This window comes from Micromonospora halotolerans (genome assembly GCF_032108445.1).
Classification (GTDB): Bacteria; Actinomycetota; Actinomycetes; order Mycobacteriales; family Micromonosporaceae; genus Micromonospora; species Micromonospora halotolerans.
The window spans coordinates 3,990,866-4,002,646 of sequence record NZ_CP134876.1; the positions used below are offsets into that span (position 1 = coordinate 3,990,866).

Genomic DNA, 11,781 nt, shown 5'->3' on the forward strand with positions numbered 1-11,781 from the left:
CGCGGGAACTGGGGTGCCGGCGCGGAGGGCGACAGTCAGGCGGCTTCCCGCGCGAGGCGCTGTGCCCGCGCGGAGGGGAACCGGTCGCCTACGGAATCGGTGAGCCGGTCGAGCACCACGGCGAGGACCACGACGGCGATCCCGCCCTCGAAGCCGCTGCCCACCTCGACCTGGGAGAGCGCGAACATGATCACGTCGCCGAGGCCGCCCGCGCCGACCATGCCGGCGATCACCACCATGGACAGGGCCAGCATGATCACCTGGTTGACCCCGGTCATGATGGTGGGCAGGGCCAGCGGCAGCTTGGTGCGCAGCAGCACCATCCACGGCGGCGCGCCGAACGCCTCGGCCGCCTGCACGATCTCCTTGTCCACCTGGCGCAGGCCCAGTTCGGTGAGACGTACGCCGGGCGGCATGCTGAACACCAGCGTGGCCAGCACACCGGGCACCGTGCCGATGCCGAAGAAGAAGATCGCCGGGATGAGGTAGACGAACGCCGGCATGGTCTGCATGAGGTCCAGCACGGGCCGAGCGATCGCGGAGGCGCGCTTGTTCTCCGCCACGAAGATGCCGAGCGGAATCGCCAGCAGCAGGGCGAGCGCACTCGCCACGAGCACCTGCGCGAGGGTGCTCATGGTCTCCTCCCAGTACGGCATCCCGGCGACCAGTCCGAGGCCCACGGCGGTGCCGAGACCGAACTTCCAGCCGCGCAGCCACCAGCCGAGCGCGGCGAGGACCGCCACGACCGCCACCGCCGGTACGCCGGTGAGCAGGTCGCTGAGCGGGCGCACGAGGGCGTCGACCACGGTGGCGATCGCGTCGAAGACCGGGCCGAGGGTGGCGGTGGCCCAGTCGACGGCGGACTCCGTCCACGTGCCCAGCGGCACCCGGGGCAGCCAGGAGTCGAGCGGAGACTGAGTCAGGCTCATACCGGCTCTCCCTTCTTGCTGATCGGGTCCAGATCGGCCTGCGCTGCCGCGTCGGCCGGCCCGCTGTCGACGGGGTCGTCCACCCCGGGCTCGGCGTCGTCCGTCGGGGAGCCGTCGGGCGCCGTACTGGCCAGGGCGGCGAGCAGCGTGATCCGCGGGATGACGCCGGACAGCCGGCCTGTCGCGTCCAGTACGGCCACCGGATGGACGCTCGCCGCGCATTCGGCGAAGAGATCGGCCACGGAGGTGTCCGCGGTGACCGTCCGAACCTGTTCGGTCGAGACGTACCCCTCCAGGCTCTGCCGGCCCTCGCGGAACGCCCGCAGGACCTCGTCCTCGGTGACCGTGCCGAGGAACTGCTTCCTCGGACCGGTCACGTAGACCACCGAGGTCTGGTTCTCCCGCAGCGCACGGGCGGCCACCCGGGGGCCGACGTTGACGTCGAGCACGGTTTGCGCCTTCTCCATGACCGACGAGGCGGTGAGGATGCGGGTGCGGTCGACGTCCGCGACGAACTGCGCGACGTAGTCGTTGGCGGGGTCGGTGAGGATCTCCTCGGCGGTGCCGATCTGCACGATCCGGCCGTCCCGCATCACCGCGATCCGGTCGCCGAGGCGCATCGCCTCGTTCAGGTCGTGGGTGATGAAGATGATGGTCTTGCCCAGCTCGGCCTGGAGTTCCAGGAGCTGGTCCTGGATCTCCCGGCGGATGAGCGGGTCGAGCGCCGAGAACGCCTCGTCCATGAGCAGGATGTCCGTGCCGGCCGCGAGCGCGCGGGCCAGCCCGACCCGTTGCCGCATGCCGCCGGACAGGTGGTGAGGGAGCTTGTCCGCCCACTCGGTCAGGCCCACCATCCGCAGTGCGTCCATGGCGCGCACACGCCGCTCGGCCTTGCGGTGGCCGGCGACCTCCAGCGCGTACCCGGCGTTCTCCAGCACCGTCCGGTGCGGCATCAGCGCGAAGTGCTGGAAGACCATGCTGATCTTTTCGCGGCGCAGCTTGCGCAGGGCGGCGGGCCTGAGCGCGGTCACCTCGACCCCGTCGACCCGCACGCTCCCTCGCGTCGGTGGGAGCAGGCCGTTGAGCATCCGGATGAGGGTGGACTTGCCGGAGCCGGACAGGCCCATCACGACGAAGATCTCGCCGGGGCGTACCTCGAAGTTCGCGTCGATCACGGCGGCCGTGGCCGGCAGCCCGGCGAGGGCCTCCGCGCGGGGCGCGCCGTCCGCGAGGCGCCTCATCGCCTCGTCGGCTCGGTTACCGAATATTTTGTAGAGCGACTTCACTGCGAGTGCAGGCACGATCCCCTCTCCGATGAAAACCTCTGGCGGATCGCGCCATCGGTGGCCATCTTCGCGTCTCGTCCGTCGATATCAACATCGGTCACATCGGTGCGGCCATGGGGGCCGGCCCGGAAACCTACCGACTGCATCGCGGATGATCCAGCCCGGACTGCGGGGAATGTGGATCTGCCCACAAAAAATTGCGGTCCTCGGATGTCGAATTCGGTCGTCGCACGCAGCGAGGACAGGCCGCCCGGGCCGCCGCACGCGGGGTTTTGCCGCTCTCTGCCCCCTTCGTCCCCTCCGGGGGCAACCTCGGTGGCGACCGAGCCGATTGTCGTGGCTCGTCCCGGAATTTGTCAGGAGTGATAGAGAACTGTCATACGTTCGTCATATTCCGGCGTGGATCGGCCGTATCCACCGCTCGGGCTTCTCGTTTGCGATTCCGGATCTCGATGGCGTCGGGCGGAAATCCTTGACGACATATCCGCCGGCCACGTTCCGGCATGGCCGGCGAAGCTCGGCTGACCCGCGTCGGGGCCGGCCGCCGATCCCTTCTCGACGGCCGGCCCGCGCGTGGCCGGCGCCCCTCGCGCCGGCCGGAGACCGGGCCCCACCGGTCCCCACGACCGGGTCAGTACGCCAGCGCCGTTGGCCGTCCCAGCAGCCGCGCGCCGTTGTTGCCCAGCCAGCCCTCCGCGGCCGCCGCGTGCTGGGCGAACGTGTGGATGTCCCGGAACCGGCGCTGGAGCGGGGAGGAGTCCCGGGCCGCGCCGCCGCCGGCCGCCCGGTAGCAGGTGGCCACCGCGGCGATCGCCTGCTCGGTGACCCACGGCAGCGCCGCGGAAATGGTCGGTTGCAGCGCCGGGATCCGCTCCGGGTCCCGGGCGCAGGCCGTCCAGAGGTCGTCGGCAAGATCGGCGAGGAGCGTGCGGGCGGCGCGTACGTTCAGGTCGGCCCGGCCCAGGTGGATCCGGAAGGCGGGGGAGTCGGCGAGCGGCTGCCCGGCGTAGAGCCGCTGCCGGTCGCCGCCGAGCAGCGCGGTCATGTCGTCCAACGCGCCCTGCGCGATGCCGACCGCCACGGCGCCCAGGTGCAGGACGAACTGCGCCAGCGGCGCCACGAACCCCGGCCCGGGCACGCACGGCGTGCCGGTGAACAGGTCGAAGCTCGCCTCGGCCGGGCAGAAGGCCGAGTCGATCGCCACGTCGTGGCTGCCGGTGCCGCGCAGGCCCAGCACGTGCCAGGTGTCCACCACGGTCACCCGGTCGGCGGGGAAGAGCATCGAGCGGGTCTCCGGCGGTGCGCCGTCCGCGCCCGGCAGCGGCTGGCCGTCGGCGGTGACCAGGCAGTTGCCGAAGATCCAGTCGGCGTGCCGGCAGCCGCTGGCGAACGCCCAGCGCCCGCTGACCTGGAAGCCGCCGTCGGCGAGCTCGGCCCGGCCCTGTGGGGCGAAGGCGCCGGCCACCACGACGTCCGGACCGGCGGCGTAGATCTTGTCGAACCGGTCCCGGGACAGCAGGGCCAGCAGGTGCGGGGTCTCCGCGCCGATCATCACGGTCCAGCCGGTCGAGCCGTCCGCCCGGGCCAGGGCCTCCAGCACCGCCATGCCGGTGCGCAGGTCGACCTCGTGCCCGCCGTGGCCGCGCGGCACGAACATCCGGAAGCAGCCGGCGGCGCGGAGCCGGTCGAGCAGGTCGGCGGGCAGCTCCCGCTCCCGCTCGATCTCCGCGGCCCGCGCGGTCAGTTCGGGCGTCAGCTCGCGTACGGCGGTCAGCAGGTCGTGCGCCATTGGTGGCCTCCCTCGGCATCGTGTGCGGCTCCACGGTGAGCGGCCCACCGTCCCGACCACCAGGGACACCGGCACCGACCGGTCGGGACACCGCCGCAGCCCGGGTACGCCGCCGGAAGCGCCCGGACGGTCGGGACGCCTCGCCCCATGCGCCCGGGACGCCAGGACGGCGACGCTCTGACTCGCGGCGCTCCACCCGCGCCCCCGACCTGTAGGAGGAACCCATGACCAGCGCCCTGCTCGACACCACCGCCGCGCCGGCCGGCACCGGCCGCCCCCGCCGGGGCTGGGCGGTCGCCGGGGCCGTCGGCGGCCTCACCGGCGTAGCCCTGTTCCTGGTCAGCCCGGCGCTGACCGAGGTGGACCGGTCGCACTTCGCCGACAACGAGCGCTTCGTGGCGGCCATGGCGGGCCGCGAGGCGTACGCCTGGGTGTTCCAGGTCCTGGCCGTGCTGGCCGCCGGGTGCCTGGCGGTCTTCGCGGCCGGGCTGCGGCGGCGGCTGGCCGCTCGGGAGCCGGCCGGCGGCCTCCTGCCCGACGTGGCCGCGGCCGGTCTGCTGCTCACCGCCGCGCTGCTGCTCGTCGGCGGCGGCGTGGCCACCGAGCTGTACTGGGACCTGCGACACCTGTCCGAGACCGACCCCGACACCGTCGCCGCGCTGGCCGCCGCCTACAGCACCCTCCCGTGGGTGTGGGCCGGGGCCGGGCTGAGCGCCGGTGCGGTGGCCGTGGCCGGGCTGCGCCGCCGGTCGGTGAGCCGCTGGCTCGCGGTGTTCAGCCTGCTCATGACGCTGCTGGTGCTGGTCACCCAGGCGGTGCCGCTGCAGTACCTGGCGCTCGCCCCGGTGGCGCTCTGGGCCACTGTCGCCGGTCTGACATTCGCGCTGGAACGGCGGGGCCTCGGCAACTGAGCCGGCGACTGCCAGGATCAGGGCCATGTCCGTCCCGCCGACGCCCGCGCCTCCCCGCGACCGCCGCCGCCCGGTCGCCGCCCGGCTGGTCGCCGTCGGCTGCGCGCTCCTGCTCGTCGGTACGGCGGCCTGCTGGGTGGCGGCCCACCGGCCGTGGGGGCTGTCGCAGCTCTACTTCCTGGTCGACTTCACCGACTGCGCGGTCTACGGCACGGTCGCCTGGCTGGTCCTGCTGCGCCGTGGTCACCCGGTCGCCTGGCTGCTCGCCGCGACCGGGCTGGGCGGCGGGGTCTCCGCGCTGAGCGCGCAGTACGTGGATCTGCTCGCGGTCCGGCCCGACCTGCCCGCGCCGGTGCTGCTCACCTCGGCCCGGGACTGGGCCTGGGTGCCCGGGATGCTCTCGCTCATCACGGTGGTGCCCTGGCTGGTCCGGGAGGGGCGGCTGCCCGCGCCGGCCCGGGTCGCCGTGGTGGCCGGCACGCTGGTCACCTCGGGGATCGCGCTGTTCCACCTGACCTGGCCGGGGCGGCCGGGGCATCCCTCGGGAGCGCCGTTCCCGATCACCGCGCCGCGCTGGGCTGAGTTCGTGGTCGCCGGGGAGCCGTGGCTGTTCCGGGTGGTCCCGCTGCTCGGGCTGGTGGCCGCCGCCGGGGTGCTGCGGCGGTGGCGTACCGGGCCGCCGGCCGAGCGGGTGGGGCTGGGCTGGCTGGCGGTCGGCACCCTGCTGCTCGCGGTGAGCTTCGCCCCGCTCGGCTTCCCCGCCGGGTGGGCCCGCCAGGTCCCGGACTGGCTGGCCCCGACCGCGATGCTCGCCTCGCAGGCGTTCTTCCCGGCTGCGGTGCTGGCCGTGGTGCTCCGGCAGCGGCTGTGGGGGATCGAGATCGCGGTGCGCCGCACCCTGGTCTGGTTCCTGCTCACCTTCCTGCTGGTGACCGCGTACGTGATCGGGGTGAGTCTGCTTGACGGGCTGCTGCCGTCGTCGCCGGCCGTGCCGGGGGTGCTGGTCACCGCGCTCGTGGCCGCCGGCACCCAACCGGCCCGGTCCCGGGTGCAGCGCGGCGTGGACCGGCTGATCCACGGCGAGGCGGTGGAGCCGCTCGGCGTGGTCCGCGGCGTCGGCCACCGGATCAGTGCCTCCACCGACCCGGCGGACGTGCTGGACGGGGTGGCGCGCAGCGTGACGGACCTGCTCCGGCTGGGCGCGTGCGCGATCGAGGTGGACGGCCCGGAGCCGTACGCCGCCCACGGCTCCTCGGCTGGCCCGGTGGGCGCGCCGCTGGTGCTGCCGCTGCTCCGGGGCGGCACCGAGATCGGCCGGCTGGTCGCCTGGGCCCGGGCGGGCGAGCGGCTGGACGGCCGGACCCGCGCGGCGCTGCTCGACCTGGTGCCGTTGGTCGCCTCGGCCGCCAGCCTGGCCGCCACCGGCCGGGCGCTGGCCGCCTCCCGGTCCCGGCTGGCCGAGGCGCGCGAGGAGGAGCGGCGCAAACTGCGCCGGGACCTGCACGACGGGCTCGGTCCTGCGCTGGCCGGGGTGGCGCTCGGCCTGGCGGCGGCCCGTAACCTGCTCACCGTGGATCCCGAGGCGGCCGGCCGGTTGCTGGACCGGTTGCGCGACGAGACCGACCAGCGGGTGGAGCACGTCCGGGACCTGGCCCGGGGGCTGCTGCCACCGGTGCTGGGCGAGCGCGGCCTCGCCCCGGCGCTGCACGAGCTGGCCCAGCGCTACGCGGGCTCGGGGCTGGCCGTGCAGGTGACGGCCGAGCCGCTGCCGCTGCCCGAGCCGGTGGCCACCGCGATCTACGGGATCGTCTCCGAGGCGGTCCGCAACGCGCACCGGCACGCGGGCGCGACGGCCTGCCAGGTGACCGTGCATCGGGACGACGGGGGGCTCACGCTCCGGGTCGAGGACGGCGGTCGCGGCATCGTGCCGGGCACGCCCGCCGGGATCGGGATGCGCTCGATGCGGGAGCGGGCCGAGGGGATCGGCGGGGTGTGTGTGGTCGCGCCGGGGCCGGACGGTGGCACCACGGTCACCGTCCGGGTGCCGGCCGCCCGGCTGTCCGGCGACGCCGCGGCGGACGTAGCCGGGCAGCCGTTCGCGGTGGTCCCGTGACCGGGGAGACGATCCGGGTCGCGGTGGTCGACGACCATCCGGTGTTCCGGCTCGGCATGAGCGCGCTGCTGGCCTCGACGGCCGGACTGGAGGTGGTCGGCGAAGCGGCCGACGCGGACGCCGCGCTGCGGGTCGCCGACCAGTACCAGCCCGACGTGATCATCATGGACCTGCACCTGGGCGGCCGTTCCGGGGTGGCGGCGACCCGGGAGATCGTGGCCCGGCACCCGGGGATCGGTGTGCTGGTGGTGACCATGCTGGACGACGACGACTGGGTCTTCGCGGCGCTGCGCGCCGGGGCCCGGGGCTACCTGCTCAAGGGCGCCGCCCCGGCCGAGGTGGAGCGCGCGGTCCGCGCGGTGGCCAACGGCGAGGTGCTGCTCGGCCCGGTCATCGCCAGCCGGGCGGTGAATTACCTGTCCGGGGCGCGCGGCGGCGGGGCGGCCCCGTTTCCGGAGCTGACCGACCGGGAACGCGAGGTGCTCGACCTGGTCGCCCAGGGGTTGAGCAACGTGGTCGTCGCCCGGCGGTTGACGTTGAGCCCGAAGACCGTCCGCAACCACCTGTCGAACGTGCTGGCCAAGCTCCAGGTGGCCGACCGCGCCCAGGCGATCGTGCGGGCCCGGGAGGCGGGCCTCGGTCAGCCCTGACGGAAGTCGGCGGCCAGGACCCGCAGCGCCCGGGTCAGCTCCCGCGCCGAGGGGGCCGCCGCCGGGTCGACCAGCCACTGGGCCGCGACGCCGCCGATCAGCGCCTGGTGAAAGGCGCCGAGGGCGAGCGCGGTCGACTCGTCGAGGCCCGGGTCGAGCCGGTGGAAGACCTCGGCCAGCCCGAGCCGGGCCTGGCGGGTGACCCCGGTGAACGCCTCCCGCAGCTCGGGCGCCCGGTCGAGCTGCGCGATCAGCTCGAACTGGACGGCCCACAGCGGCCGTAGCCGGGTGAACGACTCGATGATCCGCTCCCACGCCGCCTCGAAGCGCTGCTCCGGCGTGGCGTCCGGCCCGGCGTCCTCGGCGAGGGCGCGTTCCAGCTCCTCGCCCCACTCGGCCATGGCCTCCACGAGCGCCTCGTTGAGCAGCGCCTTCGTGGTGCGGAAGTGGTAGCCGATGGCGGCCAGGCTGGTGCCGGCGGCGCCGGCCACGTCCCGGGCCGTGGTGGCCGCGTAGCCCTTCTCCATGAGGCAGCGCTTGGCCCCGGCCAGCAGGTCCTCCCGATTTCCCATGCGAGCAGCCTAGCCGATTCCTTGAACAAAGGTCTTGCACAAATGTCTAACACGCTTGTACCGTCGGTGGCATGACTGATGTGCTGATCTCCGGCGCCGGTGTCGCCGGCCCCACGCTCGCCTGGTGGCTGCGCCGCCACGGCTTCCGGCCGACCGTCGTCGAGCGCGCCCCGGCGCTGCGCGACGGGGGCTACAAGGTGGACGTCCGAGGCGCGGCGCTGACCGTGCTGGACCGGATGGGCCTGCTCGAGCAGGCGCGCCGGCACGACACCGGGATGCGGCTGGCCCGCTTCGTGGACGCGTCCGGCGCGCAGCTGGCCACCATGGACGCCGCGCTCTTCGGCGGCCGGGAGGGCGACGACGCCGAGCTGATGCGCGGCGACCTGGCCCGGCTGCTCGTCGCGGCCACCGGCGACGTGGAATACCTCTTCGGCGACTCGATCGCCACGCTGGATCCGGCCGCCGACGGGGTGGACGTGACCTTCGCCGGGGGCGGGCGCCGCCGCTTCGACCTGGTGGTCGGCGCCGACGGGCTGCACTCGACGGTACGCCGGCTCGCGTTCGGCCCCGCCGCCGCGCACCTGCGCCCGCTCGGGCACCACATCGCGATCTGCACGGTCCCCGCCGAGTTCGGCGAGGAGCGGGTCGAGCTGATGCACCCGGCGCCGGGCCGGACCGTCGGGGTCTACCGCACCGCCGGGGCGCCGGACGCCCGGGCGCTGTTCCTCTTCCCGTCGCCCGCCGAGGAACCCGATCACCGGGACCTGCCCGCCCAGCGGGCCGTGCTGGCCCGGGCGTTCGAGGGGGCCGGCTGGCGGGTGCCCGAGCTGCTCGCCGCGGCCGCCGACGCGCCGGACTTCTATCTCGCGCCCATGAGCCAGGTGCGGATGGACAGCTGGTCCACCGGCCGGGTCGGGCTCGTCGGCGACGCCGGCTACGGCCCGTCGCCCGCCTCCGGGCAGGGCACCAGCCTCGGGCTCGTCGGGGCGTACGTGCTGGCCGCCTCGCTGGCCGAGGCCGGTGGGGACCCGGTGACCGGCTTCGCGGGGTACGAGCGGCGGATGCGCCCGTTCGTGACGGCGAACCAGCTGCTGGCCGAGCGCAACCTCAAGGGCATGGTGCTCTCCTCGGCCGCACAGATCCGGTTCCAGACGCTGATGCTGCGGCTCATGCCGCGCATGCCCGGCCGGGAGCGGATGATCCGCCGGGTCACCGAGCCGATCCGCCGGGCGGCCACCGCGATCACCCTGCCGGACGCCCCGGCCGCCACCCGCTGATCCGTCAGTCCGTCAGGCGCTCGTCGTACGCGGCCCGCAGCTCGTCCCAGCCGAACTCCTTGGCCTCGGCGCCCCGGATCGGGCCGACCGGGTCGCCGTCGAGCAGGTGGCCGGCCACGTCGAGGCAGAGGTGCCAGCCGGCGGCCATGCTGGCGCCCAGCGCGCGGTCGTCGAAGCGGTGCCGCAGCGTCAGCCGGGTGCCGCCCTCCGTGCCGGCCAGCTCCCAGCGGAGCAGGCCGTCGCCCCAGGTGTACTCCAACAGGGTGGGCGGCTCGGCGCGCCGCACGGTGGCCGGGGCGGGCCAGCGCCGGTCGCCGTCGACGGTGCTCAGCGTGACCGCCCCGGGCGTGGCCAGGTCACGGTCGGCGAGGAAGGGCGCCCACTGGGCGAGCTGGTCCGGCTCGGTGAGCGCCGCCCACACCCTGGCCGGCGGGTGCCGCAGGTCGCGGACGAGGACCAGGTCCCACCGGTCGCCGGCCGGCGCCCAGGAGACGTCGGCGAGCGGGCCGGGCCGGAAGCTGTCGCGGTCCATGGTCACTCCTCACTGTCGAGATGGCGTTCCAGGGCGTCGAGGTGGTCGGCCCACATCCGCCGGTACGGCCCGAGCCAGTCGTCCACGGCGCGCAGCGGGCGGACGTCGAGCCGGTAGATCCGCTGCTGGGCGGCGGTGCGGCAGCTCACCAGGCCAGCATCCCGCAGCACCTTCAGATGCTTGGAGACGGCCGGTTGGCTCATGCCGAGCGCGTCCACGAGGTCGCCGACGCTGCTCTCCGCCCGGCGCAGCCGGTCGAGGATGCGGCGTCGGGTGGGCTCGGCCAGCACGGTGAAGGCATCCCCGGACACCCCCACAATATGCCCCGACGCTCATATGCCTGTCAAGGAATACGAGCCGCGCACACGGCCGGTCCGCCCGCTTTCTATGCTCGGGGGCATGGAACTGCGGATCTTCACCGAACCCCAGCAGGGCGCCAGTTACGACCAGCTGCTCGCCGTGGCCCGCCGCGCGGAGGAGACCGGCTTCGGCGCCTTCTTCCGCTCCGACCACTACCTGAAGATGGGCTCGGTGAGCGGCGACCCGGGTCCGACCGACGCCTGGACCACCCTCGCCGGCCTGGCCCGGGACACCACGCGGATCCGGCTCGGCACCCTCATGACGGCGGCCACCTTCCGGCTGCCGGGCCCGCTCGCCATCACCGTCGCCCAGGTCGACCAGATGAGCGGCGGCCGGGTCGAGCTGGGCATCGGCACCGGCTGGTTCGCCGAGGAGCACACCGCGTACGGCATCCCGTTCCCGCCGCTGGGCGAGCGGTTCGACCGGCTGGAGGAGCAGCTCGCGGTCATCACCGGGCTCTGGGCGACGCCGGCCGGGTCGACCTTCGACTTCCCCGGCAAGTACTACCCGGTCAGCGACTCCCCGGCGCTGCCCAAGCCGGTCCAGCAGCCGCGCCCCCCGATCCTGCTCGGCGGCATGGGACCGAAGCGGACGCCCCGCCTCGCCGCCCGGTACGCCGACGAGTTCAACCTGCCGTTCGCCTCGGTCGAGGACTCGGCCGCGCAGTTCCAGCGGGTCCGCGAGGCCTGCGCCGAGGCCGGCCGGGACGCGTCGAGCATGACCTGGTCCAACGCGCTGGTGCTCTGCTGCGGGCGGGACGACGCCGAGGTTGCCCGGCGCGCCGCGGCCATCGGGCGGGAGCCCGCGGAACTGCGGGAGAACGGCGCGGCCGGCACGCCCGCCGAGGTCGTCGACAAGCTCGGCCGGTACGCGGAGATCGGCAGCGAGCGGGTCTACCTCCAGGTGCTCGACCTGGCCGACCTGGACCACCTGGAGCTGGTCGCCGCCGAGGTGATGCGGCAGGTGTGAGGTCAGCGGGCCGGGCCGCGGCGCACCGTGTCGAGCCGGCCGTCCCGGTCGCTGTCCAGGTACGTCACGTCGGGGACACCGTCGCCGTCCAGGTCGACCTGCACCACGTCGGCCACCCCGTCGCCGTCGAGGTCGGTCACCACCTCGACCGACCCGTCCAGGTGGCGGGTGACGATCGACCGTCCTCCGGCGGCCCGGGGCGGCGGCCCCGGCCGGGGGACCGGGTCGGGCTCGGGTTCCGGTGTCGGCGCCGGCACCGGGGCCGTGGCGTACGCCGCCCCGGCCGGATCGGGACCCACGCCGGTCGGGTCGATCTCCTCCTCCGACGGGTGCACGTCGCCCCGGAGGGTCGGGTCGCGGTAGCTGCTCATGCCCACAGGGTTCCCTACCCGG

Annotated in this window: 12 protein-coding genes; 5 read left to right on the forward strand and 7 right to left on the reverse strand. The window is 74.6% G+C overall.

The window, feature by feature from the left end; translation table 11 throughout:
* Positions 1-35: 35 nt before the first annotated feature.
* From RMN56_RS19015 to RMN56_RS19025, 3 genes are all read right to left on the reverse strand, one after another.
* The gene (locus tag RMN56_RS19015; RefSeq protein WP_313718802.1) at positions 36-929 is read right to left on the reverse strand and encodes an ABC transporter permease; all 894 of its coding nucleotides are present in this window, start codon (positions 927-929) and stop codon (positions 36-38) included.
* On the reverse strand, positions 926-2,170 hold the full coding sequence (locus RMN56_RS19020; protein ID WP_376787202.1) for a quaternary amine ABC transporter ATP-binding protein: 1,245 nt from the start codon (positions 2,168-2,170) through the stop codon (positions 926-928). Before RMN56_RS19020 ends, RMN56_RS19015 begins: the two co-directional genes overlap by 4 nt.
* A 676-nt stretch (positions 2,171-2,846) precedes the next feature.
* Positions 2,847-4,004: an acyl-CoA dehydrogenase family protein gene (locus RMN56_RS19025; RefSeq protein ID WP_313718804.1), complete on the reverse strand. Its 1,158-nt coding sequence runs from the start codon at positions 4,002-4,004 to the stop codon at positions 2,847-2,849.
* Positions 4,005-4,228: 224 nt separating this feature from the next.
* Between RMN56_RS19025 and RMN56_RS19030 the strand changes: the two genes are divergently transcribed.
* The 3 genes from RMN56_RS19030 to RMN56_RS19040 are packed head-to-tail and all read left to right on the forward strand — an operon-like array spanning position 4,229 to position 7,678.
* Positions 4,229-4,915: a hypothetical protein gene (locus RMN56_RS19030; RefSeq protein ID WP_313718805.1), complete on the forward strand. Its 687-nt coding sequence runs from the start codon at positions 4,229-4,231 to the stop codon at positions 4,913-4,915.
* A gap of 25 nt (positions 4,916-4,940) precedes the next feature.
* Positions 4,941-7,028 (forward strand): sensor histidine kinase, encoded by a 2,088-nt coding sequence (locus RMN56_RS19035; RefSeq protein ID WP_313718806.1) that lies wholly within the window; start codon positions 4,941-4,943, stop codon positions 7,026-7,028.
* Complete coding sequence (locus RMN56_RS19040) at positions 7,025-7,678, forward strand: response regulator transcription factor (protein WP_313718807.1); 654 nt, start codon at positions 7,025-7,027, stop codon at positions 7,676-7,678. Before RMN56_RS19035 ends, RMN56_RS19040 begins: the two co-directional genes overlap by 4 nt.
* On the opposite strand, the gene RMN56_RS19045 is transcribed toward RMN56_RS19040, so the two are convergent.
* Positions 7,669-8,250 (reverse strand): TetR/AcrR family transcriptional regulator, encoded by a 582-nt coding sequence (locus RMN56_RS19045; RefSeq protein WP_313718808.1) that lies wholly within the window; start codon positions 8,248-8,250, stop codon positions 7,669-7,671. The genes RMN56_RS19040 and RMN56_RS19045 overlap by 10 nt on opposite strands.
* A gap of 71 nt (positions 8,251-8,321) precedes the next feature.
* Here RMN56_RS19045 and RMN56_RS19050 point away from each other — a divergent pair, with 71 nt between their 5' ends.
* A complete protein-coding gene (locus tag RMN56_RS19050; RefSeq protein ID WP_313718810.1) occupies positions 8,322-9,527 on the forward strand; it encodes an FAD-dependent monooxygenase in 1,206 nt (401 codons plus the stop codon).
* 4 nt (positions 9,528-9,531) lie between these two features.
* On the opposite strand, the gene RMN56_RS19055 is transcribed toward RMN56_RS19050, so the two are convergent.
* Together RMN56_RS19055 and RMN56_RS19060 are read right to left on the reverse strand one after the other, a co-directional pair.
* Complete coding sequence (locus tag RMN56_RS19055; RefSeq protein WP_313718811.1) at positions 9,532-10,059, reverse strand: SRPBCC family protein; 528 nt, start codon at positions 10,057-10,059, stop codon at positions 9,532-9,534.
* A gap of 2 nt (positions 10,060-10,061) precedes the next feature.
* Positions 10,062-10,370: an ArsR/SmtB family transcription factor gene (locus RMN56_RS19060; RefSeq protein ID WP_313718812.1), complete on the reverse strand. Its 309-nt coding sequence runs from the start codon at positions 10,368-10,370 to the stop codon at positions 10,062-10,064.
* Positions 10,371-10,458: 88 nt separating this feature from the next.
* Here RMN56_RS19060 and RMN56_RS19065 point away from each other — a divergent pair, with 88 nt between their 5' ends.
* On the forward strand, positions 10,459-11,388 hold the full coding sequence (locus RMN56_RS19065) for an LLM class F420-dependent oxidoreductase (RefSeq protein ID WP_313718813.1): 930 nt from the start codon (positions 10,459-10,461) through the stop codon (positions 11,386-11,388).
* A 2-nt stretch (positions 11,389-11,390) separates the two neighbouring features.
* On the opposite strand, the gene RMN56_RS19070 is transcribed toward RMN56_RS19065, so the two are convergent.
* Entirely contained in the window at positions 11,391-11,759 is a 369-nt protein-coding gene (locus tag RMN56_RS19070) for a hypothetical protein (RefSeq protein ID WP_313718814.1), read from the reverse strand.
* Positions 11,760-11,781: the final 22 nt, after the last annotated feature.